Consider the following 26,907-nt stretch of genomic DNA (forward strand, 5'->3'; position numbering starts at 1 on the left):
GAACCCTCACGAGGGAGCGGCTACGCTGGCAGCATGACTTCGAATGCGACGATCGAGTTTTGGTTCGATCCGGTATGTCCATGGGCGTGGATGACTTCGCGCTGGATTGACGAGGTGCACCGCCTCCGTCCCGAAACGAACGTGACTTGGCGGGTGATGTCGCTCGCCATCCTCAACGAGGGCCGTAACAACACCCACGCCGAGGCACACCAGCGGATGCTGCTCACCTGCAAGGTGGCAGCCGGTGTTGATGCCGAACTCGGTAACGACCGGGTCAAGGCGCTGTACGACGCGCTCGGCACGCGCATTCACGTTGGCGAACGCCGTGACGACGATGTGTTGGCAGAGTCGGTTGCCGAGGCTCAGGTGCCGGCCGAGTTCGTCGAACGCGCCCAGTCTGGCGAATTTGACGAGCTGTTGCAGGCCTCACATCGGTCGGGAATCGACCTCGTGGGCGAGGACGTCGGTACGCCAATCATCGCGGTCGACGGCGTTGCGTTTTTTGGCCCCGTCATCTCGCCGGCACCCAAGGGCAATATGGCATTGCAACTGTTCGATGGCGTTGTGGCCGCAGCGGGCTATGACGGCTTTTTCGAACTCAAGCGCTCGCGGACGCGCGGTCCGCAGTTCGACTGATGCGCATCCACGTCGCGACCGACCACGCCGGGCTCGAATTTTCGCGACAGCTTCAGGAACACCTGCGTGCGGCGGGTCACGAGGTCATCGACCACGGGCCGCAGGAATACGACCCCGTTGACGACTACCCGTCGTTCTGCATCGATGCGGCGCAGGCTGTCGCAAACGACTGGGCTGCCGGCGAATTTTCGCTCGGTGTGGTGTTCGGAGGTTCGGGTAATGGCGAACAGATCGCCGCAAACAAGGTGGCCGGCGTGCGCGCCGCGCTCGTGTGGAGCGAAGCCACGGCGCAGCTTGCCCGCGAACACAACAACGCCAATGTCATTTCGATCGGCGCCCGGCAGCACGAGCTTGAAGAAGCGATCGGTTTTATTGATACGTTCATCGGGGAGCCATTCCCCGGTGAGGAGCGGCATGTGCGCCGTATCGGGCAGCTGCGCGAATACGAACGCACCGGAGCGATCGCGGGGAAAACCACGGTGACGGCGACCCAAGGCGACGTTCCCGTGGTGGTCGACGCTGCTCCCGAAGCCTAAGCGCGAAGGAGCATCGTGCCTGAGGGCCATTCCGTTCACCGCATCGCCAACCAGATCCGAGCCACTTTCGGTGGCCGACGCATCACCGCATCCAGCCCGCAAGGGCGATTTGCTGACGGCGCAGCACGCATCAATGACCGTGTGCTCACCGATTGTTTTGCGGTGGGCAAGCAGATGTTTGCCGCGTTCGATAATGGACTGTGGCTGCGGGTGCACCTCGGCATCTATGGCGCCTGGGATTTTTGGGGTGAGGTCACTGCGGTCGACTATTCGGCCGGTGTGCCGTCAGTGACGCTGCCCGGTGCCGAACCGATTACCGATGCGGTGCCGCTCAAAGAGCGCGCCGGAGACGGCGGCCGAATCGGTCAGACCGGAGAATATGCGGCAGCGAACCGGGTGCACACGGTCGCGCAGATCGTGGACGCCGACGGCGAAGATTCGGCACTGTCGATTGGCGCGCCGCGGCGTCGTCGAATGGCCGAGCACGACGCCGAGCTGGCCACGAGCGAGCAGTGGCCCCCTGAGATTGTCGGCACGGTGCGGTTGCGGATGCTGACCGACCGCTCTTGCGCGGATTTGCGCGGGCCGACCGTTTGCGAACTGCTCGATGATGCCGGCGTGGAGCGTGTGCTCGATCGGCTCGGGCCAGACCCGCTCGTTGGCGACCCCGCCGCCGGTGAAGACCGATTCGTGGAAAATGCTGCGCGGCGCCGCGTGGCGATCGGGCAGTTGCTCATGGACCAGGCTGTGGTTGCGGGCATCGGCAATATTTATCGCGCCGAAATCCTGTTCCGTGCCGGAATCGACCCGCATCTACCGGGTAATGAGGTGCCAGAATCCAAGCTGCGCGAGATGTGGCGTGACTGGACTCGACTACTGCCCGACGGTGTACGGGTGGGGCGCATGATGACAATTGATGGGCTCACGGGCGAGCAGTGGGAACTTGCGCTCGCGGATGTGGCGCATCGGCACTGGGTGTACGGCCGAGCGGGCGAACCCTGCCGCCGCTGCGGTGCCAATGTGCAGGTGGAACTCATGCAGGGACGCAAGCTCTACTGGTGCCCTGGCTGTCAGCACTAGCGCAGCGCTGATACGGATGCGAACAGCGCTCGTGCCTGTCGGCGGCGAGCCTCATAGGTAGCGGCGACAAAAATCAACGCTGCGCCCACGATCGCCAACCAAACCCACCAGGGCACCACCAGCTCTGGGAAGGCGCGGCGAGTGGCGAGTATCGCGTGCGCGAGGCCGGTGATGGTGCCGAGCACGATCGGTGCCTGCAGCCGCTTCATCGCACCGAACACCAGCGAGCCCGCGATGAGTAGTGACATGAGGATTACTCGCCACGGCTGCGTGTCGATGTGTTCGAATACGTATCCCGCCCCGAGTAGCACTGCCAGCCCGGGCCCGAGTGTCAGCCAGCTGCGAGCTGTGGCGGTGTTTGCGAGCACGATTATTCCGGACGTGAGTGCAGCCGTGGACATTGGAATAGTGACCGCTTCGGGCGGCGTTGTCGCACTACCTCCCATGATGGTCACGATTGCCAGGCCCACTCCGACAGCGGTCATGGCAGTGGTGCGGGCAGGCGAATGAGGCTTGATTGCCAGCGCAATGGTGGGGATGGCAGCGAGTGCACTCAGCGGCACCATGAGTGCGTACTGGGTGCCAATATCGGTGACACCTGCCTCTATGTAGGCAAGCGAAGGCAGTAGCAGTGCACTGAACGCTGCGGCCGTGGCGAGCCACATCTGTTTTGTGATGAAACTCGTCGCCACAAGCAGGGCCAGGCCCGGGAGCAGCAGTAGCAGCATCGTTGGGATGCTCTCCGGCTCGGACTGCACTACCGCTGCCAGCTGACTAATTGCTGCCGCAGTGATGGCGCCGAGGCTGAAAGCCTGCAGCAGCCCGGCCCGCAACGAGGCGGCCAGGGAGGCATCCCCGTGCGTGTGTCGAGCGCTGAGGGCAGCCATGAGTGCAGCAATGAGCGCCAGCGCGGTAGCCACTGCCAGCACAACGATGGGGCGTGCGGCGACACCATTGAAGAGGAGGAGCATCACCATGACCAACACGGGCGCGAGCAGGGCATAAGCCTGTGCCTCCCAGCGCGCCCTGGCTCGAGCGGCGCTGATCGCGGCGAACGCCAGGAATACTCCCAGCGGCAGCGCACTCAGCTCGACCCAGGGCGCCGGCGCATTGAGACGCATCCCGATCGCCGCAACCGTCGCGACACCGGCCAGCACAACCCGTACCGGATTCACCGGTTGCTGCATCATCGGCAATGGCCACAGCGACAGCACCAAGAGCCCCAGCGTGGCAGCAATGAACAAGCCGGTGCTTGGAACCGTGGGCTGCGTGAGCTGTGGAATTGCCGCTGCGGCACCGGGAATTGCCGCGGCGAGGGCCACGGTGAGGCGCGCCGGTAGCGGCGACGGCTCGGCACCTCGGTATCGACGACGGATAGTGAGCACTGCGACCAACGCAATGGTGGTGGCGGTGATGAGGGGCCACCAGGCACCGAACAGTGGCACGCTGAACTGGACGGTGCCCAGCCAGATCGCCGGTGGTGCCACTGCTGCCGCAAAGTGATGACCGCGGCGAAGTGCCGCCAGGCTCAGCGCCGCAATGCTCGCGTCGAGTAGTGTGGCGGTGACGTTAGTGAAGGTCAACCTGGTGGCGGCTTCGAAACCACGTCCATCCAGCGCAAAGAACGAAAGCCCAACAAGCACCAGCACACTCGCGGCGACCAAAAAGTGCGGGAGCGCGGGGGAGTGCGGCAGCTTTGAGAGTGACAGTTGCTCGGTCGGTGGCACCGGGCCGGTTAGCAGCGCCAGCACCGCTCCGACAGCAGCGGCGAGTAGCGGCAGCGCAAATCCAGCATCGGCGGCTAACCATGCGCTGCCAACCGGTAGCAAGAGCACCAGCAGCGCGACCGCAAATGCGGCAGCACTGAGTGCTCGGTGGGAGGCCGGACGATTACGCCGTGCATCGCAGAGCGTCAGCCAGGCGAACAACCAGGTGAGCAGGCAAATAACCCCCAGCTCGATCAGCAGTGCCACAACAGGCATCGAATCAATTGTTCTGGACTCGTGGAACCGGTTGTGGAACAAGACGAAGCTGGCCGCGGTGAGCACCGGCTCGATGCACACTGCCACAGATTGCAGGGGAGCAAGTTGCGGTGGCCAGTTTGCGATTGCTGCCAGGAACAGGATCGCGGCGAGCAGCCCCAGCGTTGCGAGCTCGACTGTGGTGAGCGCCCACGTTCCGGTCGGTGTCAAACGGAGCGAAACCTGCCACACAGTGAGCACCCCGAGCGCCAGCCACGCGGCAGCCCAGGAACGGCTTGGCGAAGGTCGACGCAGTACCAGTAGCGCTGCCGCGACACTGAACGCCAGTGCGCCCGGTAAAACCGTTACCAACGGGATATCGACCATTGTGTGCAGCAGCGAACCGATGCCACCGGCAATAAAGGTCGGCACGAGCCACATCACTATCTCTGCCGCGGGAGATACCCGAATTGGATGGTGCAGGAAGAGTGAAATTCCCGCTGTCGCGACAATTGCGAGGAAGGTACTCGCGACGGTTTCTGGTTGTTCACGAAACGCGCTGTCACCAAGTACCACGGTGAATGTCGTCACGGTCTGCCCCAGCACCACGAGTGCCGCAGCACCAAGTTTCGCTCGGGCCGGTGCTTTGCGGGCGGCCAGCAGCGAGCCCGCGGCGAGTGCACCGCCCAGGCTCAGCGCGGTGATCAAATGGGACGCGTTGCTGAAGTCAAATTCCAGCCGTAGCGTTCCGTCGACACTGAGCGCCACGGCGAACGCGGCGAGCGGGATCGCAAGCATTCGCGCGAGCTGTGTGGGCATCGCCTGCCAGTTCGGCGTGAGGGTGAGCAGCAGCAGTTGTGCCACCAGCAGCGCGATGAGCACGCCAACGGTGGGGAATGGCTCGAATGGTTGCACAGCTGCGGTGGTGGGCAAACCGAGCGTTGTTGCCGTCTGGGAGATGTGTCCGCTATTGATCCGTTCGGGGCTGAAAAACCAGCTCGCCAAAACCGTGAACCCAGCGCTCAAACATGCCAGCGCGGCGAGGGCAAAACTGGCCACCCGAGTGGGATTGTGCCGTTCGGGCAGCAGCAAGAGTGCCGCCGGGACACCACACACCGCAGCCAATACGGTTAATGGCCACAATTGTTGCGTGCTCAACGAGGCGATTCCGGCATGGATCACCAGCGGGATGAACAGCGCTCCATAAGCTGCGGGCATCACGCCGGCTGTTTGTGTGCCAAGCAGCGGCACGGTGCGCACAAGCACCACCGCGACTACGGCCGCCACTACGAGCAGCGGCACAGCTGTCACTGGCGCGAGCAGCAGTGCGCCACCAGCAGCGATGATCCAGGCAAATTCAATGACACAGCGCAGCGGTGCGCTACTGGCAGCCGCTAGTCGGAGCGCGATGATCACGCCGGCGACTGTCATGACTCCAAAAGCAGGTAGCGCAACGGTCGCTGGCACCGCCAAAAACGCAAGCGCGAAAAAGACGAGAGCAGCGCACGAGAATACGACACCTATCAGCTGCCGGATACCCGTGCCGGCGAGCGGGCGTATCGGCGGAGGTGAAGCTGGGCGTGGGTCAGCGCTGTTGCTGGTCACTTCACCGGTGTCTGCAGATGCCAGTGCAGCCACGGGGCGACGCTGGAGGAGCGCGGCAATAACCAGCGCTACCGCTGCGGAAGAAGTCGCAAACGCTAGCAATCCGAGATCAAACGCCCCGTAATCAACGGTTGAGGTGCCAAGGTAGCGCTCGGCGGTGTGAACCGGTGACAGGTAATGCGACCGGTTGACTGCCCAGCCGAAATGAGCCACCACCGTGCATCCAGCCGCGATTGCCGATACCGTCGCCCCGACCGTAACGGGGCGATTGGGCTGGCCAGAGCTGCGCAGCAACCACCAATAACCGGCGACCGCAATCAGTACTCCGCCGCACCACCACGGCAGTCCTGAACTCGTGCCGGTAATTGCCATTTGGGCGGTCAATACGAAGACGAAGGCAGCAGCCACCGAACTCACCGCGGCAATAGCGCGGTACACGGGGCTGATACCCCAGCGCAGCGCCACCAAAAACCAGCTGGCGAGTAAGACGCCGGCGGCGACGGTGCGGTAGCCGGCAGCGGGTTGCGCCATTATGGCGGCTGAAAACAGGAATGCCATCAGCGAAACTGTGGCCAGCGTGGCCATTGCCTGCACGAGGTGCTGTTCGGCGAGTAGCGGTTTGCCGCCCCGTCGAAAAGCGTGCGCGACTGCGAAAGCGGATGCCGCGGCGAGTGAGAGCGGGATCACGAGCGCGGCAGGATCCCAGACAAACTGGTTGCTTAGCCCCAGAATGAGCAGGCTCAGCGCTGGCATAATGCTGCAGGCGCTCGCGACGGTGGCTGCTCGTAGCCGGGTGATGTGTCCCCACGCCCACCATCCAGCGGCCAACAAGGTGAGACCAATTCCCCAGATAATGGCCGAATTAAGCGATGTTGCCGCGAGTAACCCGAGTGCATCCAGTGCCCAAACGTCAAGCACGCACAAGACCACAGCAAGCACCGCAATGGCTTCTGCGGTGCGACCGAGCCTGGCGCGTTGCAGCAGCGATGCACCGACCGCGCTGAGCACCGTGAGCCCGCCAATGATTGCCGCCTTCGTCGTCAGATTGAACACGACGAACGCAACAGTGAGGAAGACCGCTGCGGCAATCGCTACGAATGACACCCCGACGGTGAGCAGCATCGCCTGCGGCGAAAGCTGTCGCCGCGGGCGGGATACCGCGGTGGGATGCGGTTTTGTGCCCGATGGTGCAGACGGTATTTGTGGTGCCTGCACCGGTGATTGCACGGGTGCTGGCATGGGTGTTGGCACGGGTGCTGGTGGAATGAACGCTGTCGTTTCTGGGAGCGGTGGTAAGGGAGTGGGCGCTTGCGTCGCTGGTGCGGGCGCGGGAGCGGGTGCGGGTGCCGGAGCTGGAACTGGGGCGGGTGCTGCAGTCTCAGACACCGTCGGTAGTGTCAACGCTGCGCGGGCGTGTTCTTCCTGCTCGGCGATTGATTCGACGCGCAGCTGTCGCAATTGTGACTCGCGCTGGTCGAGCATCCTGGCCGCATCCACGCCGAGCTGAAACACCTCGGCGAGTCGCGGATCGGTCAGGTCGAGTTGACAGCGCCAGCAGCGGTGAGGGTCGGTGGTGCCGGCCTGAGGATCCGCGCTATCGGACGGGGTTGCACACAGCGGGCAGCGGCCGGTGTCGCGCAGCGATGCGCTATCGCGTGCGATTTCGATCTGGTCGTTGGGGCCGTATGGCTCTGTGGGAGTTCCGCTCATCCGTCGCCTTTGTTCGCCACTGTCCCGTGCCCGATCTGGTGCTCAGGTTTGGGCACATGGTTTTTGAGTTGCTCTGAGCTAAGCGGAATGTCAGCGTTTTTGCTCGAGATATCCACAACCTCAACCCTGCGGTCGAGCGAGTTTCATTCGCGGGCCGAATCGCGCGGTGAAAAAGTTTCGGGTAGACTTGCGCAGTGCCGCTTGGCGGCCGTGGGGATGTAGCTCAATGGTAGAGCCCCAGTCTTCCAAACTGGTTACGCGGGTTCGATTCCCGTCATCCCCTCCAGATCGCGCCGCAGGCGCGGTCTCCGGGACTTAGCTCAGCTTGGTAGAGCGCTCGCTTTGGGAGCGAGAAGTCGCAGGTTCAAATCCTGTAGTCCCGACCATCTGGAGCGCGCCTGTGCCCGATTCTCTTCGGTAATTAGTGTCTGGATGCAGGCCGGCTGCTGAAACTACCGACAATAATTAGGGTGTGACACAGTTCGGCGCGTATCATTGAGGGTTGTCTGTGCGAACTCGCCCGAAACCGCGCGGTTTGCACGTGTGCGACAGTCGAAGACCGCAGTGCGCGGACCAAAGATTTAGTAGGAGACCCACTCGTGAAGACCTCGGTCGAGAAGATCACCCCGACCCACGCGAAGCTCACGCTGAGCATCTCGCCGGAAGAACTCAAGCCCTATATCGACCAGGCATACAAGTCGATCGCCAAGCAGGTGCAGGTGCCCGGTTTCCGTAAGGGCAACGTGCCGAACCAGCTCATCGACGCTCGCGTTGGTCGCCCGGTGGTGCTCGAGCAAGCCATCTCGGATGCCCTTGACCGCTTCTACCAGGACGCGCTAGCCGAGCAAGAGCTGCTGCCGTTGGGTCGACCCGAAGCAGACGTGAAAGAAACCCCCGAGGTTGCTGACTTCTCGGGTGACCTGGTTGTCGAAATTGAGGTAGACATCCGCCCCGAAATTGAGATTGCCGACTGGAAGGGTCTCAAGCTCGAGGTTGACGCTGCCGAGGTCACCGACGAGGACGTTGACGCCGAGGTTGACGAGCTGCGCGCTCGTTTCGGCACCCTCAAGGTGGTCGAGCGCCCGATCGAGAACGGTGACTTCGCCGTGATCGACCTTGTGGCACGCATCGACGGTGAAGTGATCGACGAGGCCAAGGGCCTGTCGCACGAGGTTGGTTCGGGTGAGCTGCTCGAGGGCACTGATGAGGCTCTGCTCACGCTCACCGCCGGCGAAGAGACCACTTTCGAATCGACGCTCCTCGGTGGCGAGAAGGCCGGCGAGAAGGCCGAGATCACCATCACCGTCGAGTCGGTGAAGGAACGTGAACTGCCCGAGCTTGATGACGAGTTTGCGCAGCTCGCGAGCGAGTTCGACACCGTCGATGAGATGAAGGCCGACCTGCGTGAGCAGGCCGCGAAGAAGAAGGCTTTTGAACAGCTCGAGCAGGCCCGTGTTGCCGCTATCGACGCGCTGCTTGAAGCCAACGAGGTGCCGGTTCCCGAGCAGCTCGTCGAAGACGAAGTCAAGCGTCACCTCGAGCAGGAGGGCAAGACCCTCGACGATGAGCACGGCGAAGAGGTTCGTGCCGAGGCGAACCGCTCGTTCAAGCAGCAGGTGCTGCTCGACGAGATCATCAAGGCCGAGCAGGTCGAGGTCGAGCAGGAAGAATTCACCCAGTACCTGTTCCAGCAGTCGAGCCAGTACGGTATCGCGCCGCAGGAATTCGTGCAGATCATGCAGCAGAACAATCAGATTCCGCAACTGGTCGGCGAAGTGGCGCGCTCGAAGGCAGTGCTTTACGTGCTTGAGGATGCTGAGATCGTCGACTCGAACGGCAAGTCAGTTGACCTGAGCGAGTTCACCGCCGCCGTGCGCGACGGCCGTAACAAGCGCGACGCCGCTGAAGCAGAGGGCACCGAAGACGCTGCCGAGACCGAAGAGAAGTAATTCGGCTCGTAAAGGGGTGGGGAGGCATCTAAGCATCCCCACCCCTTTTGTTGCAGTGCCCGCTTTTTGTCGCAGTGTCTGGGGAGCTCAGCGGAACATTTTGGGTCCAGGATGTAGCTACGGCCATCCTGAACCCAAAATCTTCCGCGTTTCTCACCTCTCGACCGGCGCAGCCATATTCACGCCCACGGCGAACAGTGACCAGATCTTCGGCTCGGGTCGAGTAACTTTGAGGCGAAACCGCACGAAGGAGAATCACCTGTGGCTGAACAGCAACTGCCGAACAGTGTTTTCGACCGGCTTCTGAAAGACCGCATCATTTGGCTCGGCGAAGACGTCCGCGACGATAACGCGAACGAAATCTGCGCCAAGATGCTGCTGCTGTCGGCTGAAGACCCCGAAAGCGACATCTACCTCTACATCAACTCGCCGGGTGGTTCGGTGACCGCCGGCATGGCGATTTACGACACCATGCAGCTGGTGCCCAACGACGTTGTCACCGTCGGCATCGGTATGGCCGCCTCGATGGGGCAGCTGCTGCTGACCTCGGGTGCCCCCGGCAAGCGCTACATCACCCCGAACACTCGCGTACTGCTGCACCAGCCGCTGGGTGGTTTCGGTGGTACCTCGTCGGACATCCAGCGTCAGGCACAGCTCATTCTTGACATGAAGCAGCGCCTCGCCGAAATTACCGCGGCACGCACCGGTAAGTCGGTCGAGCAGATCCACAAGGACGGTGACCGCGACAAGTGGTTCACCGCCGAAGAAGCGCTCGAGTACGGCTTCGTCGACCACATCTCAGAATCGGCCACCTCGGTGGTCGGCGGTGGCGGCACCGACCGACGCATCTCGAGCAACCCCGATGCAGTGAGCAACGACGGCGAGTAGGACGAGGAAGGACCCATTCACATGCTTAACATTCCCACCTACGCAGCCGGATCGCCGATGCCGAACTCGCGCTACATCCTGCCGCAGTTCGAAGAACGCACCGCCTACGGCTTCAAGCGCCAAGACCCCTACGCGAAACTCTTTGAAGACCGCATCGTGTTTCTCGGGGTGCAGATTGACGACGCTTCGGCCGACGACGTGATGGCGCAGCTGCTCGTGCTCGAGTCGCAGGATCCCGACCGCGACATCACCATGTACATCAACTCGCCCGGTGGTTCGTTCACCGCGATGACCGCGATCTACGACACCATGCAGTACATCCGCCCCGAGGTGCAGACCGTCTGCCTCGGCCAGGCGGCATCGGCCGCCGCGGTGCTGCTTGCCGCAGGCCAGCCCGGTAAGCGCCTCGCGCTGCCGAACGCTCGCGTACTCATCCACCAGCCCGCAACCGGTGGTGGCGGCCAGGGCCAGGCCTCGGATATCGAGATCCAGGCGAAGGAAGTGTTGCGGATGCGCGAGTGGCTGGAAGAGGCGCTCGCCAAGCACTCGGGCAAGGAACAGGCGATGATCTCGAACGACATCGAGCGCGACAAGATCCTGTCGGCGCAGGAGGCCCTTGAATACGGCCTTATCGACCAGGTGCTTACCTCGAGGAAGGGTGCACAGCCGGTCATTCTCAACTAGATCAGCGCAACGCAATCGGCCGTGTCAATCTCCCGGGCAGGGAGGTCGACACGGCCGATTCGCGCTGTATCGCTGACGCCAGCGAGCGCTATTGCCAAACGAGCCTTACGGCCGGATGAACGCCTGCAGATACAGCGGCTGCCCGGCGATCTCATCCACGCTCGGCGACTGGAACGGCACATATCCGGCCGCCAGCAGTTCGGCTGCCTGCGCCGAAAGCTCGTCGGGGGATGCCCCGGTCAGCAGCCGATAGTCGCGCGGCACGGGTGCGGCGGCAATCTGCTCGGCCTCGCCGGCAGCATCCGAGGTGAAGGGGCCGGTGGATGCGGTGACTTCTGGCACGGTGCGGTCGATGCGGCGGGCGGTGGCGGGTTTCGGCTCGAGCGCGGCTCGGGTGCCATCGAGCACGACCACCTCGTTGTGATGCGGCACCACCGCATCAATGCCGGGGAACTCCTCCTCGATCGCTGCGGCAAATGCCTTCGCCGCATCCTCCTCGCCGTGCACACAGAACACGGTGTGCGGCCGCGGCGACAGCTCGCGCAGCCAGTCAAGGAGGTCTGAGCGGTCACCGTGCACCGAGAACTCGCCGTCTTGGAACACCTCGGCGCGCACCGGCACATACTGGCCGAACAGCTTTAGCTTCGTGGCGCCCTCGACGAGCGTGCGCCCGCGCGTGCCCACGGCCTGATATCCGGTGAGCACCACCGAGTGCCGCTTATCGGGCAGCATCACCTCGAGGTGGTGCAGCACCCGGCCGCCGGTTGCCATGCCGCTCGCGGCAATGATGATGGCGGGATGCTTGCCGGCCTTGGTCGTCAGCTCGCGCGACTCATCGGGGCTGCGCACCGAGTGCAGATCGGGGAACTCGAGCAGCTGATCGGGGCGCAGATCGTCGCGCAGCTCATCGGGAAGCGACCGGTATGCATCCAGCGCCGCATTTGCCATCGGCGAGTCGACATACACCGGCACATGGGGGATGCGCCCCTCGGCTCGCAGATCGGCGATCTGCTTGAGCACCACCTCGGTGCGGTCGACGGCGAAGGCGGGCACGAGCACCGAGCCGCCGCGCTCGATGGTGCGGCGCACCACATCGGCGAAGCCCTCGTGCGGCAGCAACTCGGGTTCGGGATGCTCGCGGTCGCCATAGGTGCTCTCGATCAGCGCATAGGGCGCGCCCGGGGGAGTGCCGCGCTGCTTCAGCACCGGGTGGTCGTGGCGGCCGAGATCTCCCGAGAACACCACCGAAACATCGGGGGTCCACAGCGTGATCGAGGCCGAGCCGAGGATGTGCGCGGCGCGGGTGTAGCGGGCGACGATGCCGTCGTCGAGGTCGAGATCCTCATCGAAGGGCACCGTCACAAATAGCGGCAGCGTCGCCTCCACATCGGCGGTGGTGTAGAGCGGCAGCGCCGGCTGGTGTTTCGACGAGCCGCGCTTATTCGCCTCGGCGGCGTCTTGTTCTTGCAGCTTCGCGCCGTCGCGCAGCACGATCTCGGCGAGCCGCACGGTGCCCTCGGTGGCGAAAATCGGGCCGCGGAACCCGCGCTTCACAAGCCGCGGCAGCATGCCGACATGATCCATATGCGCGTGCGTGAGCAGCACATCCGTCACCGAATCGGCCTCAAAGGGCAGTGGCACCCAGTTGCGCTTGCGCAGTTCGCGAGGCCCCTGGAACATACCGTCGTCGATGAGGATGCGGCGGTCGCCGACACTGAGCAGGAATTTTGAGCCGGTGACGGTTTCGGCGGCACCGAGGAATTGCAGGGTGGTGTGGGTGGATGCGTTCACGGCTTCAGCTTGACAGCCGCGGGTGCTGATTTCATGGGAATCGTGTTAGCCGCCAGAGAGCCGAGTGCTGGCAGAACGCAGACAGCGATGTCGGAGGCGTGGGTTACTGTCGGTGCCATGACTGATGCAGGAATGCCTACTCCGCCAACAGCCCGCAAAGAACCGCATCGACGTGAAGTGCACGGCGATGTGTTTATCGATAACTACGAGTGGCTGCGCGAGAAAGAATCGCCCGAGGTGATCGCGCATCTCGAGGCCGAGAACGCCTACACCGAAGCGATCACCGCCGAGCAGGCGCCCCTGCGCGAGGCGATCTTCGGTGAGATTAAGCGGCGCACCCACGAGGCCTCGGTGACGCTGCCGAGTCGCCGCGGTAACTGGTGGTATTTCAGCCGCATGATCGAGGGCGGGCAGCATCCGATTTTCTGCCGCATCGCCGCATCCGAACCCGCCGCCGCAGCCGTCGGTTGGGTGCCGCCGGTGCTCGATGCTGACATTGTGGCGCCGGGTGAGCAGGTGCTGCTGGATGCGAATACCGAGTCGCAGCTGCACGAGTTCTATGCGGTTGGCAGCATCGATATTTCGCCCGATGGAGAGCTGTTTTTGCACACCGAAGACACCACCGGTGATGAGCGCTACACGCTGCGGGTGCGGAACCTCGCTACCGGCGAGTGGCTGGCCGACTCGCTGCGCAATATCGGCCCGGCGGTCGAGTTTTTGCCCGATGGTGAGCGCATTGTCTACACCGTGATCGACGAGTCGTGGCGGCCGCATGAGCTGCGCGTGCACCGCCTGGGTGATAGCGAGGCCAATGACCTGCTGCTGTGGCGCGAAGACGATGCCGAGATGTGGCTCGGTGGCAGGCTGAGCGACGATCGCCGCTTCGTCATCGGCAGCGCCGGGAACTCTGAGCTCGATGAGCTGCAGCTGTGGCCACTCGTGCCGGGCACGGGGCTGCGCGAGGATGCGATGACCACGCTGATCGCGCGGGATGCGCGGCTGCGCTACGAAGTGCAGCCGGTGGTAGTCGATGGCCGCCAGCAGCTGGCAGTGCTGCACCACGACGGCCAGCCCAATGGTGAGCTGGTGCTGGTTGATCTCGAGCGTTTCGCGGCCGGGCCGGTGGCGTCAATCGCCGAACTCGAGCCGATCGTGCTGATTGCCGGTAGCGACACCGACCGGCTGCTGTCGTTCTCGTACACTGGCGACTATCTCGTTGTCGATGCGATGCGCGAGGCGCTGCCGCAGGTGCTCGTGGTGCCGCTTGCTGGTGGTGAGCTGCTGCAGCCGCAATTTGCCGAGGAGCTCATCGGTGTTTCGCATCGCGAACTCGAGTTTGGGGCGCCGGTGCTGCGGCTCGAGGTCGACAGCTGGGTGCATCCCAGTCGCGAGTTTGAGATCGAGTTTGCGGCACTCGAGCGCGGGGATGTGCCACAGCTGCGCCACGAAATCGAGGTGCGCGACTACCGGGCTGCCGACTATGTGGCCCGGCGCGAGTGGGCGGTGGTGGGCGACGGCACTCGCGTGCCGATCACACTGCTACACCACGTGCGCACGCCGCTCGATGGCACCGCGCCGGCGATCATTTACGGCTACGGCTCCTACGAGATTTCGATGGAGCCGGCGCTCTCGCTGCCAGTGGCCTCGGCGCTCGACCGCGGCGCTGTGTTCGCGGTGGCGCATATCCGCGGTGGCGGCGAGCTCGGCCGGCGCTGGTATGAAGACGGCAAGAAGGCGAAGAAAGTCAATTCGTTTACCGATTTTGTGGATGCGACCGAGCACCTGGTTGCGGCCGGTCTCGTCGACGGTGACCGGCTCGCGGCGATCGGCGGCTCGGCCGGTGGGTTGCTGATGGGTGCGGTCGCGAACCTCGCCCCCGAACGCTATCGTGCCATCGTCGCCCAGGTGCCGTTCGTCGACGCGCTGACGAGCATCCTCGACCCCGAGCTGCCGCTGAGCGCCCTCGAGTGGGAGGAATGGGGCAATCCCATCACCGACCCCGAGGCCTACGCGACCATCAAGAGCTACTCGCCCTATGAGAACATCCGCGCGGTGCGGTATCCGCAGATCGCCGCGGTGACAAGCCTGCACGACACTCGCGTGCTCTACGTTGAGCCGGCCAAGTGGGTGGCGAAGTTGCGCGAGGTAACCACCGGCAGCGAGCCGATCGTGCTGAAGACCGAAATGCACGGCGGCCACGGTGGCGGGTCGGGCCGCTACCAGCGCTGGCGCGATCGGGCGTGGGACTACGCCTATGTGCTGCACGCGATCGGAGCTGAGCAGCTGCTCTGAGTGATGCTTGGCACCGTGCTGTGGTGTTCATGGCGCGGTGTCGCTCGGCTGGCCGGGGTGAATGAGCCCCGACCCAGTCGAAACAAAGGCGGCGTAGTCGAGCTGGTGGTGCTCGACTACGCCGCTGGTTTTTGTTGGCCGGGCTGCGCTAGTCGCGGCGCATGGGGCGCGGCGCGGTTTCTGCCGGCACCACGTCGATGCGCGCGCGGGTGATCTCGTTCAGCTCTTCGAAGATCTCCTGGTTGGCGTTGAAGCTCGCGATCGCCTCGTCAATGAAGCGGCTCTGCTCCTGCTCGGTGAGGTCGAGCGCGTTCAGGCGCTCGCGGTAGGCCTCCTTGAAGGGAACCGGCTTCGGGATCTCGGCGAAGTGGAAGAAAGTGGCCTCTTCGTCGGCGAGGTCGTAGTGGCGTCCGAGCCACACGCGCATGACCTGCCCGCCCGAAAGGTCGCCGAGGTAGCGCACATAGTGGTGCGCCAGATAGCGTACCGAGTCGTGCTCGGTGGCGAGGATCTGCTCAACATAGCTGCGAGTCGAAGCCAGCATGCCCGAAGCTGGCGCAGTCACGCGCGAGCGCAGTGTCTCGAGATCGGCGTCGATCGACTCGCTGCGGTTTAGCTCCACCGAGAGCAGCTCACAATGAGGCATGTTCTCGCGCATCTTGCCCGCCGTCACTTCGAGGGCGTTGTAGATGTAGCTGTACTGCTCGAGCAGATGGTAGTAGGCATTGAGGTCGAGCGCGCCGCGCATGAGATCGACGATGAACGTCGACGTTTCGGCGCTCTCATGCGAGCGGGCGGTGAGTGCGCGCAGCTTTTCGCTGAGCGAACTTGCTGCGGGTGCGGGGATGGTTGCCGTCTGAGTCATGGCTCTCCTAGGTGATGTCGGGTTGGTCATACCTGCGTTGCTGGGCCGACTAGCTCGGCACGGTTCTCAAGCGCAGCAACCAAATGTGGAAGAAACTCACTTCGTAGTCTATGCTGAAGTTAGGCAAGCCTAACTTAGGGTTTCCTAACCTAATTAAGGGTCACCTTACCGTTTGAAGGTGAGTCTAACGTCGCTGTGTCGTGTCGGCGACTGTTCCGTCGATTTCTTTCCGAGATCGACCTGGTTCCTAACAGGAGTAGATATGACAGAACGTCGTAACCGGGCGGGCAAATCGCCCTGGCTCAATCGTGCAGGCGCCGGTCTGGCGGCGAGTGCGCTCGTGATGGGTGCAGGTTTTGCTGCCGCACCCGCTTTTGCAGCCGAGGGTGGCGAAAGCACCGTCAGCAACGCCACCTTCAGCTGGCGCGTGAATGACGAGTCGGGCGGTGGCGCCTTCTATGGTGGCTGCAACTTCCTCGTCGCCGGCAAGGTTGGCGACCTGGGGTCGGCACGCGTGTGGGGTGAAGCCGAGGCCGAGCAGCACTACCGCACCACCGATGGCAATGTCACCATCACCAAGCCCGATAGCGATGGTAAGCAGATTGCACCCACCTGGGGCACGAAGTGTCAGAACGCGGCCGGCCAGACCGTGAGGACGCACCTGGGGTCGACCAGCGGCAACCAGATGAACTTCGCGAACGGCACCGGCAAGGTTGACGCCGCGGGCGACAACGCCAGCATCGACTTCCCCGGTGCGTTCACCATGGTCTTCTACGGCGGTATGACCTATTGGTCGGTGTCGAACCTCCACCTCGAGGTGACCGGCGGCGTCGGCAAGATCACCGGCACCGCCTCGGGCTATGGCACAGATATGCACGACCTCGAGAAGTGGGTGCCGCTGGAAGACACCCCGATCGACGTGGCCACCTTCAAGGGCGTCGATGTGACCGAGACCGGCATCGAGATCACCCCCGACTACCGGGGCGTTGAGGTTAACACAGAGGGCGGTATGTCGGACCAGAAGCGCGAGGGCGAGAACTGGGGTGCCTTCCCGCAGAGCTGGGTTGACTTCAATATCCAGACCGGCCAGTCGTCGTACTGGTACAGCTCGGGCGGTGCGGTCGACCCGAAGAAGGTGGCGGCGCCGCTGTCGATTGGCTACACCGTCGACGCTGCGGAGCCCCCGGCGACCGCGCCCGAGGGGAATGTCGATGTGACCATCCCCGAGGCCACGACCAAGCCGACCGATCCCACCGACCCCGAGGTACCTCCGACTGAACCCAAGGGTAAGTTTGGCTGGGCCTGGGAGGGCGGCGAACCCGGTGGTGCCGACCTCGCAACCGCAACTCAGGATGGCGACAACTTCGTTGCCCAGGGCAACCTCGACTCGATCATCGTCACCGACGACCGTACCGGTGGCGACAACCAGTACAGCTGGAGCCTGAGCGGTCAGGTGAGCAGCTTCGACTCGGGTAAAAACAAGTTCTCGGGTTCGTACCTCGGTTGGGAGCCGAGCGTCACCGCCGAGAGCGATGCCGTTAAGCCCGGTAACAAGGTGAACCCCGGCGCGGGTGAGACCGATGGCCTCGCCAAGTCGCAGCTGCTCGCTACCTCGGGCGCCGCGGCACCCGCCAAGGTGAACGCCCTGCTCAACCTGATGGTTCCGGTTGAGAAGGCCCCCGCCGGCAAGTACACCGCGCAGCTGACAATCTCGGCTATCAGCTAGCGGATTCCGACTCCGGTTGGTGCGGCGTACACGACCGCCGCACCAACCGGACCCCTCATTCTCAATCTCTGTTGTGCAGTAGGTCTTGCACCGTCTCTCGAGAGCTTCTCTGAATGTCGTCTGCCCTGCGTCACGCGCGCCCTCTCGCGCGCATCCTCATGGCTGTTTTCGCCAGCATCCTCGTGGTAACCGTGCAGCTCGCGCTGACCGCGCGTGTGGCCGCAGCCCAGGCACCGCTATCAGCCCAGAATGAGGGCGCTGCATGGTCGGTGTCGACGGTGGATGGCGAGCAAGGCAACGGTCGGCCGAACTTTAGCTATGGCACTTCGGCCGGACGCAGCATCGATGACGCCATGCAGGTGACTAACACCGGCTCGCAAGACCTGCATCTGAAAATCTACGCAGCCGATGCCTTCACCACCGCCGAGGGTGGCATCGACATCCTCGCCTCGGGCGAGGAATCAACCGACGCCGGCGCGTGGGTGACACCCAAGACCAAAGAAATCGACCTCAAACCGGGCGAATCCACCGAGGTGGAGTTCACCGTCGCAGTGCCAAACAACGCCACGCCGGGTGACCACTCGGCCGCGATCGTCGCCTCTTTGCTGCCGAGCGGTGAGGGACAAGTACAGGTTGAGCGTCGACTCGGGCTGCGCATCAGTGTGCGCGTTATTGGCGAGCTCAAAGCCGCAGTTGAGATTAGCGACGTTGACAGCGAATACATAGCGAGCCCCAACCCCTTCGCGCCTGCCAAGATCCGCACCACCTATACGGTGGCAAACACTGGGAACACACGAATCCGCCTCGACGACGCGATCAGCGTGCACGGGCTGTTCGCCTTTGGTGCACCGCGCGGCGCAACGGCGGTCGAAGACCTCTTGCCGGGTTCGAGCGTGCGACTCACCCGCGAAGTGCCGACCCTCGCGATCGGCGGGGCGAGTGTCGAGGTGAGTGCCACGGCGCTGCCGTATGACGGGTCGCTGGCCGTACCCGAACCGTTTACCGCCGAATCGCAGGTGGCGGGCGCGCCCTGGTCGCTGCTGGCCCTGATCGTCGTGGTGCTCGCAGCCGCCGCAACCGTCGTGTTTGTGCTGATTCGCCGTCGCCGCGAGCAGCTCTACCTGGCCTATCGTGCACGCGAACGCGAACTCCAATCAGAATCACAGAAGGAAGGAGCGCTGGAATGACTCTTCGGCGCAGTTCACACCGTTCGCCGCGGGCCGCTATTGCGCTCGCTGGCCTGCTGGTTTGCGGCAGTCTGGGTGCCGGTGGCCTGGGCGCCGCCGCGGCTCTCGCAGCCGAGAAAGACTCGAGCGACGTCACCGTCACCATTCCAGCCAACACCGCCACCGAAAAGCCCGGCGGTAACGGCAATGGTTCGGATGCGGGCAGCGGCTCGGGTGCCGACAAGGGCACCGGCGCCGGTAACTCGAACAGCAACGGCAAGGGCACCGGCAACAAGGGCAATGGCTCGCTCGCCGCAACCGGTGTCAGCGAATTCGCCCTGATCAGCATGATCGCCTCGGCGGCTGTCCTCACCGCCGGCGGCGCAGTGCTGGTGAGCCGTCGCGGCCGCGAAGAGCAGTAGGAGACCACCAGTTATGGCTATGCCTCGGCTCTTGCGCCGCTTCAAGCGCGCCACGGTACACCGCACCGCCTGGGCGGTGGTGATCGTCGCCGTCACGGTGGCGCTGGGAATGAACGGTTTCCACAACGTGGGCACCGCATCCCTCGCCGCGAACAAGAACTGCGTGCAGACCGAAGCTCAAACCGAGCCGGCACCGCCGCAGCTGCCCCAGGTGAACTCTGTCGACCTCACCTCACCCCGCGAGATCACCGGCCCGACAACCGCCTACACGCAGGCCGCGGCCATCCCGCCCATCACCGATGCCGCATCCGCATTGCAGCAGCTGCCGGCAACCGTCAACAGCGCCGATGGAGTTGAGGTCACCGTTAGTGACACCACGCGCATCCTTGCCCTCAATCAGAACGGCGGATTGGCAGCCGCCGTGATCGGACTCGGCTTCGGTTGCAATCTCGTCGGCCGCGATACGGCCACCGACATTGTCGGCCTCATGCCGGGCAATGACGACCTGCCGCTCGTCACCCAGAACGGTCATGAGCTCGCCGCCGAAGCGATCCTCAACCTCGCGCCCACTGTCGTCATTACCGACGGCACGGTCGGCCCCTACGATGTGCAGCTGCAGCTGCGCGAAGCGGGCATCCCGGTGGTGATGGTGCCGACGCCCTATGAGGCCGGGGTTGGTGGCGTTGGTGAGCAGATTCAATTTGTGGCGGATGCGCTCGGGGTCTCGTCGCTGGGGGAGGCGCTGGCCGACCGCACCTACGCCGAGATCAACTCGGTAATTCAGCAGTTCGGCCGAATCGCGCCCACCGACCCCGAGAAAAAGCCCCGCACGGTGTTCCTCTATTTGCGCGGCAATATCTACTACTGGTTCGGTATGGGCTCGGGTGCCGACTCGATCATCCAGTCGATCAGTGCGCGTGATGTGGCCACCGAGGTCGGCTTCGAGGGGATGGCGCCGACAAACTCGGAGGCGCTGATTAAGGCCCAACCCGACGTCATCATCGTGATGACGCTGGGACTTGCCTCGGTGGGTGGAATCGATGCCGCGCTCGAACTACCCGGTATCAAGCAGACCCCGGCGGGCAAGAACCGCCGCATCGTCGATATGAGCGACTACGAGGTGATGAGCTTCGGGCCCCGCACCGCCTTTGTGCTTGCGGCGCTCGGCACCGCGATCTACGCACCCGAGCACAGCTATCAGCCCGAGCACGGCCCCGCAGCCGTTGAAAAACGCCTCGGCGAGATCCGACAAGAACTGGAAGAAAAAAACCGATGACCGAAGTGTCTACCAGCAAGGCCGACGAGTCGGCAGTGGCAACACGGCCGCGCGCAAGGCGAGCCGAAGCGCGAGTACCGAAGGAAGCACCGCAGGAGCCGCTGAAGGCTCCCGAACTGGCACCGCGCAAACAGCGCCGCGCGAACTCGACGATCCTCATGATCACGCTCGCGATCGCGCTCGTGGGTGCCTGCCTGCTCTCGGCGATGATCGGACAGCTGTTCATTCCGCCGGCAGAGGTGGCCGGTTTCGTGCTCAACTCGATCGGCATCAACTGGCTGCCCGGCCCCTCGCACGAGTTCGGTGCGGCGGCGCTTGCCGAGGTGCGCTTCCCGCGGCTGGTGCTCTGCGTGTTCGTCGGTGCCGCGCTCGCGGTTGGTGGGGTGCTCATGCAGGGCATCTTCGGCAACCCGCTCGCCGAACCCGGCTCGGTGGGTGTCTCGTCGGGTGCCGCAGTGGGGGCGAGCTTCTCGATCCTGTTCGGATTCACCTTCCTCGGCCCCTTCACGACGCCCGCCTTTGCGTTCACCGCCGGGCTCATCACCACCTTCCTCGTCTATATGCTCTCGCGCACGGGCGGCCGCACCGAGGTGATCACGCTCATCCTCACCGGTGTGGCGGTCAATGCCGTGTGCGGTGCGCTCATCGCCTTCATCACCTTTCGCGCACCCACCCAGGCCCGCGAGCAGATCGTGTTCTGGCAGATGGGTTCGCTCAACGGCAGCCGCTGGGAGCAGGTGCTGCTCGTTGGCCCACTGATCATGATCGGCATCGTGCTGGCAATTTTTATCGCGCGACAGCTCGACCTGCTCTCACTGGGCGAAAAGGCGGCCCGGCACGTGGGCGTCAACGTTGAACGGTTGCGGATGCTCGCGATGGTGTACGTCGCCCTACTGGTTGCGTCGGCGGTTGCGTTTGCCGGCATCATCGCCTTCGTTGGGCTCGTCGTGCCCCATATCGTGCGCATGATCATCGGTCCCGCGCACCGGCCGCTGCTGCTGGCCTCGGTGCTCGGCGGCGCGCTGCTACTCACCATCGCCGACCTCGGTGCCCGCACGCTCGTTGAGTTTGCCGATCTGCCGATTGGGATGCTCACCTCGCTCGTGGGCGGACCGTTCTTCTTCTACCTCATTCGTGCCAGCCGCAATCGGGGAGGTGGCTGGGCATGAGCAGCATAATGTTGAGTACCGTGCCGCGTCGACCCGAACCGGTTGCGATGGGCGAGGTGGTGCTTTCGATTCGGGATGTGGCGGTCACCTTCGGCGAGCGCCGCGTGCTCGACGGCATCAACCTCGACATCAGGGCGGGAGAGGTGCTGGCGCTAGTGGGCCCGAACGGTGCCGGTAAATCAACGCTGATCAACACCATCACCGCAGATGTCGACACCATCAGCGGCGAGGTGCTGCTCGAGGGCTATCCAACCCACGCCTGGACCAATCGCGAGCTCGCCATGCGCCGCGCAGTGCTGCTGCAGCAGATCGATATCGCCTTCCCGTTCACGGTGGCTGAGGTGGTCGATATGGGCCGCGCACCCTGGCAGGGCACCCCGAATGCGAAGGCCGATGAGCTGATCACCTCGGGGGCGATGGCGCGTACCGATATCGAGCGCTTTGCCGACCGGCACTATCCGTCGTTGTCGGGCGGTGAACGTGCTCGGGCGGCCCTCGCGCGCGTGCTAGCGCAGACTGCATCGGTGATGCTGCTCGACGAACCCACCGCGGCGATGGATATTAAGCACCAGGAGCAGGTGCTGCAGCTGGTGCGCAGCTACGCCGCCACCGGCTGCGCCGTCGTCGTCATTGTCCACAATCTCGACCTCGCGGCGGCCTATGCCGATCGCATCGCGCTGCTCAGCGGCGGCACCATTGTCGCTGACGGTGCACCAGAGGCGGTGCTCACTGCCGAGCGCGTTTCTGAGGTCTACGACTATCCGGTGCATATCGTGCCTGATCCGCGCACCGGCAAACCCATCGTCGTGCCCGATCGCGACGCCACATCAGTTATTCCAGGGAGTACCTCATGATTCGAACGATTCGCACCCGTGCGGGCAAGCTGCTGCGAGCCACAGCGGGCGTCGCGCTCGCGCTCGGCGTGACGGCCGTTGCCGTGCCGTCGTTCGCGCAGCCCGCGCACGCTGCAGCGAGCGTCACCGTCACCGGCGAGGCCGACCCGAACGGGGAGTCGACGCTGCAGCTGCAGGGCAGCGGCTTCCAATCGGTGCAGGGCGGATTCGGCGGGATCTACGTGCTCTTCGGCTGGGTTGACGACCCCAGCGGCGGCTCGTGGAAACCGAGTAATGGTGGTGTCACCGGCACGAACTACCGCTATGTCTACGATGATGAAACGAACCCCGCCGGTTTCCAGCTGTTCGTGACGTTCCCCGGCAGCTCCACTGCCAGCGCCGCGAACGGTGGTGAACTGCACGCAGACGGCACCTGGTCGGCAACGCTCAGGGTGCCGGGCGCGGTGTTTAACACCTTCGATCGCCAGCTCAACGAGCGTCAGGTTGACTGCACACAGGTGACCTGCGGCATTATCACCATCGGCGCACACGGCGTGAAAAATGCCAATAACGAGTCGTTTACGCCCGTGACCTGGGCCGGTGCGGCACCCGCTGCCGACGCTCAGCACAGTTCGAGCGGCTCCCAGACCCCGGCCGAGAGCAGCCAGTCGACTGCGGATGCGCAGAATGGTTCGGCAGCGCAGTCGGGTTCGGCAGCGCAGGCGCAGCGACCTGCCGAGGTATCACCGGTGCAGGAACTGACCGCGCCGGGCGGGGATGCGGCGGCGATGCCGGGATGGTTTGTGGCGATTTTGCCCGCCCTCATTCTCGTGGGTGTTTCGCTCATCATCCTCGCCGCCGGCGTGGGTGGCTATCTGGCGGTAAAAGCGCTGCTGCTCGGTGTGAACCCCGAGGCGCTTGAGAAGGTGCGCGGACAGCGCGAGCGCGCGGCGCTCAAACAGCGCGATAAACAGAAACAGAAGACGATGCGCTTCGAACACAAGATGGAGCTGCGGGGCGCCAAAGAAGCCGACCGCGCGGCGGCGCTCATCGCTCGCACCGAGATGAAGCACGCCGCAGTGTCGGCAGACGCGCCCAAACCCGCCGACCCCAGAGCCAGCGGCGAGAGTTTCGACCAGTGGCTTAGCTTCTTTGAGCGATCGCAGAAGGCGTCGAAGGAAGACGACTCGGCTACGCGCAGTGCCACCGAGAGCGCGGATGAAGATGCCCCGACGCTCGTGATGTCGGTGCAGCGCTCGCGCGGCGAGGGAGGAGAGTGAAAATGGTGAGCTTCTGGAAGGGCTGGTTGCAGCGACTCACCGTGAGCCTGGGCGTGCTCAGCCTCACGGCGGGCGGCGGACTCGCCGCTATCGACGCGGCGCAGGCTGCGGTGGCCGGCAGCACGACGCAGGTTGTTGATGCGAACCTCTCGTGGCGCGTCAACGACGAGTCGGGCGGCGGCGCCTACTTCGGTGGCTGCAATTTCCTTGTCGCCGGCACGGTGGGCGATAACGGTGCCTCATCGGTTTGGTCAGCCGCCTTCGCCGACAAGTACTACCAGACCACCAACGGCAGGGTCACGATCACCAAACCCGATGCCGCGGGCAATCAGGTGGCACCCACCTGGACCAACAAGTGCCAGGGCCCCGACGGCAAGAATGTGAACACCAAGCCGGGGTCGACCAGCGGCAACCAGGTGAACTTCACCGGCGGCTCAGGCACCATCAACGCGGCAAAGAACGACGCGCAGCTCGAGTTCGAGGGCTCGTTCACGATCGTCTACTACGGCGGCATGACCTACTGGTCGATCAGCAACCCCAAGCTCACGGTGGTCGACGGCAGGGGCAAGCTCACCGGCACCGCCAGCGGATACGGGGCCGATATGTTCAACCCCGAGAAGTGGGTTGAGCTCCCGCCCACGCAGATTGAGCTGGCGACAATGCAGCATGTTGAGGTCACCGACACCGGCATTCGCGTCACTCCCGACTACGAAGGCGTGGCGGTTGACGTCAAACCGGATGGTCCCTCGGGCGAGCAGCTGCGCACGAAAGACGGCTGGGGCTCGTTCCCGCAGAGCTGGGTTGATTTCAATGTGCTCACGGGGCAGGCGGCCTATTGGTACTCGTCGGGCGGTATGGTCGACCTGAAGAAGCCTGCGGCGCCGCTTGAGATCAGCTATGTCGAGAAAACCGAGCCGTACGCTGCCGCGACGCCCAGCCGGGTTGCCGAGGGTGCGGATGCAGCGGTGCAGATATCTATCGCGAACGTTCCCGCCGGGGTCACCGGAGAGATTGCCGTGCGGGCGAACGGGGAATGGCTCGCAACTGCCGACGGCAAGATGTCGATGCCCGTTACGGATGCTGCGGCAACCGGGATGTGGCGGGTCGGCACGCTCGCGGCTGGCGTTCACAGCCTGGAGCTTTTCGAGGTCGAGCCAGTTGTCGAGACCGAACCGACCACTGAGCTTTCGTCGACACCTGATGCATCCACGGACGCTGACGATGCGCCTGATTCGGATGCGGCAAACGAGGCTGTCGACGACGGCAGCGTATCCCCCAATGCTGAAGATGGCACCGAAGTAGAAAGCAGCGCCGTGAGTGCCGCATCCGCCGCTACCGGCGCGCCCGTGCCGTCGACGGCCGAACCCATTGCCGTCACGCAGCTCGCTGTTGTGGGCGGCGTTGGCAGCTGGGCACCGCTGAACCTCGAGGCGTCGGCGGTGCGCGCCGGCGGCTTCGGCCTGAGGTGGAATTGGCCGGGTGAGGTGGCCCCCGACTATCGGGTCGAGGTGTTCGAGGGCACGAACACCTCGGGTGCAGCGGTAAAAACGCTCACCGTGCCTGACGGGATGAACTCCACCGACGTGAGCGGGCTGCAGAACGGCACACAGTACACGGTTGTTGTCACACCGGTGCTCAACAGCGAAGCACTGTGGCGGGCTGCCGAGCTCACCGTCACCACCTCCAAGCAGCAAGACAGCGGCGGCGACGGCAATGACGGCGGCAAGAAGCCTCCCACACCCAGCCCGGACGGCGACTCGAACGACACGAGCAAGGGTGCCACCCTCTACTGGGGCCTCAACGCCGAGACGAATGGCGGCGCCTTCTTTGGTGGCTGCAACTTCCTCGTGGCCGGACGCACCGGCGACGCCGGCAGCTCACGTGTGTGGCTCGCCAGCGAAGCCGACAAGCTCTATCGGGCACAAGACGGAAATGTCAGCATCGTAAAGCCACAGGGCTCGCAGCTCGAGCTGGCGACCTGGAAGAACAAGTGCCTCGACCGCAATGGTGATACCGTGAGCGTGCAGCGCAAGGGCTCACACACCGAGTCGCAGGTGAAGCTCTCGAATGGCAGCGTCGTGAAGAACGACGAGTCGGGCGTGCGCGTCGAATGGCAGGGCAGCTTTACGGTGGTCTTCTATGGCGGGATGACCTACTGGTCGGCCACCGACCCGGTGCTGGAACTCGATCCGAAGGGTAACGGCAAACTCACCGCGGTCGCCTCGGGCTATGGCGCCTCGATGCAGGATGCATCGAAGTGGGTTGAACTAAAGTCGCGTACGATTACGCTCGCCAATCTGACGGGTGTCAATATGGCGAGCCTGCGGGCGAACGGCGTTATCGAACACACCCCCGACTACCTCGGCGTCGTCTATAGCGGCACCGGTGATAGTCAGGAGATCGAGGGTGGTGACGGCAGCGCTAGCGCAACCAAGCAGGTCCCGCGCACGAGCGAGAACGCGGCCTATTGGGGCTCTTTCCCGAGCGACTTCGTCGACTTCCAGAACGAAACCGGGCAGTTCTCGTACTGGTTCACCTCGAACGGACAGCGCGACCCCTACAAACCGACGCTGCCGATGACGCTGAGCCTGCAGGGTTCGTTCGTGCCCTCACTGGGCGACTACGAGGCCGAGAAAGCACCGTCGCTCACAAAGCCCAATAGCTCCCCGAAAGCGGGTAGTGCCAGTAGCGCCGCTGCCGCACAGGCACCGGCCGCGAAAACGGCGCAGACCCGCACCGGGGCCGAAGCGGCGCAGCAGGGCGGCCAGGACACCGTAGCACTGGCGGCGGGAGGCGATGCCGAACTCGAGGTGACGCCGACCATGCTCATGGGTGGCGGTGCGGGCCTGCTCAGCGTCGCCGGGCTCCAATGGGCAGTGGTGGCGTTCCTACGGCAGCGACTGGGGCTCGATCCCTCCGCCTATATCTGACGCGCCGCCGAGATGGCGAGCGAATCGGCTGCTCGCGAGCGGCGAACGTAACCTGGCGTGCGTCGTTCGCGGAATGTCGGTGCGGCGGGTTAGTCTGATTTGACCGCG

General features: G+C 64.1%; 18 protein-coding genes and 2 tRNA genes. 17 read left to right on the forward strand and 3 right to left on the reverse strand.

From position 1 onward, the window contains the following. Positions 1-33 precede the first annotated feature (33 nt). Genes PV375_RS00740 through PV375_RS00750 form a run of 3 tightly spaced genes read left to right on the forward strand, consistent with a single transcriptional unit; the run spans position 34 to position 2,252 of the window. Positions 34-636: a mycothiol-dependent nitroreductase Rv2466c family protein gene (locus PV375_RS00740; protein ID WP_332105715.1), complete on the forward strand. Its 603-nt coding sequence runs from the start codon at positions 34-36 to the stop codon at positions 634-636. After that, positions 636-1,172, forward strand: coding sequence for a ribose-5-phosphate isomerase (locus PV375_RS00745; RefSeq protein ID WP_332105716.1), 537 nt, complete (start codon positions 636-638; stop codon positions 1,170-1,172). Before PV375_RS00740 ends, PV375_RS00745 begins: the two co-directional genes overlap by 1 nt. 15 nt (positions 1,173-1,187) lie before the next feature. Then, positions 1,188-2,252 carry an Fpg/Nei family DNA glycosylase gene (locus tag PV375_RS00750; RefSeq protein WP_332105717.1) on the forward strand — a complete coding sequence of 355 codons (1,065 nt, stop codon included), beginning with the start codon at positions 1,188-1,190 and terminating at the stop codon, positions 2,250-2,252. Here PV375_RS00750 and PV375_RS00755 read toward each other — a convergent pair. Then, entirely contained in the window at positions 2,249-7,528 is a 5,280-nt protein-coding gene (locus PV375_RS00755) for an SCO7613 C-terminal domain-containing membrane protein (RefSeq protein WP_332105718.1), read from the reverse strand. The genes PV375_RS00750 and PV375_RS00755 overlap by 4 nt on opposite strands. Before the next feature lie 212 nt (positions 7,529-7,740). On the opposite strand from PV375_RS00755, the gene PV375_RS00760 reads away from it, so the two are divergent. The 5 genes from PV375_RS00760 (at position 7,741) to PV375_RS00780 (ending at position 11,049) form a co-directional block, all read left to right on the forward strand. Continuing rightward, positions 7,741-7,814, forward strand: a tRNA-Gly gene (locus PV375_RS00760). A 23-nt stretch (positions 7,815-7,837) separates the two neighbouring features. Then, positions 7,838-7,914: transfer RNA gene (locus PV375_RS00765), tRNA-Pro, on the forward strand. Between the two features lie 213 nt (positions 7,915-8,127). Further along, the gene (gene tig, locus PV375_RS00770) at positions 8,128-9,477 is read left to right on the forward strand and encodes a trigger factor (RefSeq protein WP_332105719.1); all 1,350 of its coding nucleotides are present in this window, start codon (positions 8,128-8,130) and stop codon (positions 9,475-9,477) included. Positions 9,478-9,738: 261 nt separating this feature from the next. After that, entirely contained in the window at positions 9,739-10,365 is a 627-nt protein-coding gene (locus PV375_RS00775) for an ATP-dependent Clp protease proteolytic subunit (protein WP_201517770.1), read from the forward strand. A 21-nt stretch (positions 10,366-10,386) separates the two neighbouring features. Then, complete coding sequence (locus tag PV375_RS00780) at positions 10,387-11,049, forward strand: ATP-dependent Clp protease proteolytic subunit (protein ID WP_332105720.1); 663 nt, start codon at positions 10,387-10,389, stop codon at positions 11,047-11,049. A 105-nt stretch (positions 11,050-11,154) separates the two neighbouring features. Here PV375_RS00780 and PV375_RS00785 read toward each other — a convergent pair whose 3' ends face one another. Next, the gene (locus tag PV375_RS00785; protein WP_332105721.1) at positions 11,155-12,840 is read right to left on the reverse strand and encodes an MBL fold metallo-hydrolase RNA specificity domain-containing protein; all 1,686 of its coding nucleotides are present in this window, start codon (positions 12,838-12,840) and stop codon (positions 11,155-11,157) included. Between the two features lie 117 nt (positions 12,841-12,957). Between PV375_RS00785 and PV375_RS00790 the strand changes: the two genes are divergently transcribed. Then, positions 12,958-15,132, forward strand: a complete 2,175-nt coding sequence (locus PV375_RS00790; RefSeq protein ID WP_332105722.1) for a S9 family peptidase — start codon at positions 12,958-12,960, stop codon at positions 15,130-15,132. A gap of 148 nt (positions 15,133-15,280) precedes the next feature. Here the strand turns inward: PV375_RS00790 and PV375_RS00795 are convergent, their stop codons facing one another. After that, complete coding sequence (locus PV375_RS00795) at positions 15,281-15,997, reverse strand: biliverdin-producing heme oxygenase (RefSeq protein WP_311478480.1); 717 nt, start codon at positions 15,995-15,997, stop codon at positions 15,281-15,283. A 262-nt stretch (positions 15,998-16,259) separates the two neighbouring features. On the opposite strand from PV375_RS00795, the gene PV375_RS00800 reads away from it, so the two are divergent. The 8 genes from PV375_RS00800 to PV375_RS00835 all read left to right on the forward strand — a co-directional run bounded on the left by PV375_RS00800 (position 16,260) and on the right by PV375_RS00835 (position 26,799). Further along, a complete protein-coding gene (locus PV375_RS00800) occupies positions 16,260-17,723 on the forward strand; it encodes a hypothetical protein (protein ID WP_332105723.1) in 1,464 nt (487 codons plus the stop codon). A gap of 113 nt (positions 17,724-17,836) precedes the next feature. Further along, a complete protein-coding gene (locus tag PV375_RS00805) occupies positions 17,837-18,910 on the forward strand; it encodes a WxL protein peptidoglycan domain-containing protein (RefSeq protein WP_332105724.1) in 1,074 nt (357 codons plus the stop codon). Next, a complete protein-coding gene (locus PV375_RS00810; RefSeq protein WP_332105725.1) occupies positions 18,907-19,311 on the forward strand; it encodes a hypothetical protein in 405 nt (134 codons plus the stop codon). The genes PV375_RS00805 and PV375_RS00810 overlap by 4 nt, the downstream gene beginning before the upstream one ends. A 13-nt stretch (positions 19,312-19,324) precedes the next feature. Then, positions 19,325-20,587, forward strand: coding sequence for a heme/hemin ABC transporter substrate-binding protein (locus PV375_RS00815; RefSeq protein ID WP_332105726.1), 1,263 nt, complete (start codon positions 19,325-19,327; stop codon positions 20,585-20,587). Beyond that, a complete protein-coding gene (locus PV375_RS00820) occupies positions 20,584-21,756 on the forward strand; it encodes a FecCD family ABC transporter permease (protein ID WP_332105727.1) in 1,173 nt (390 codons plus the stop codon). Before PV375_RS00815 ends, PV375_RS00820 begins: the two co-directional genes overlap by 4 nt. Beyond that, entirely contained in the window at positions 21,753-22,610 is an 858-nt protein-coding gene (locus tag PV375_RS00825; RefSeq protein WP_311478474.1) for a heme ABC transporter ATP-binding protein, read from the forward strand. The genes PV375_RS00820 and PV375_RS00825 overlap by 4 nt, the downstream gene beginning before the upstream one ends. Then, entirely contained in the window at positions 22,607-23,869 is a 1,263-nt protein-coding gene (locus PV375_RS00830) for a hypothetical protein (RefSeq protein ID WP_332105728.1), read from the forward strand. Before PV375_RS00825 ends, PV375_RS00830 begins: the two co-directional genes overlap by 4 nt. Positions 23,870-23,871: 2 nt before the next feature. Continuing rightward, on the forward strand, positions 23,872-26,799 hold the full coding sequence (locus tag PV375_RS00835) for a fibronectin type III domain-containing protein (protein ID WP_332105729.1): 2,928 nt from the start codon (positions 23,872-23,874) through the stop codon (positions 26,797-26,799). Positions 26,800-26,907: the final 108 nt, after the last annotated feature.

It is taken from the genome of Gulosibacter sp. GYB002 (genome assembly GCF_036577665.1).
GTDB classification, from domain to species: Bacteria; Actinomycetota; Actinomycetes; order Actinomycetales; family Microbacteriaceae; genus Gulosibacter; species Gulosibacter hominis.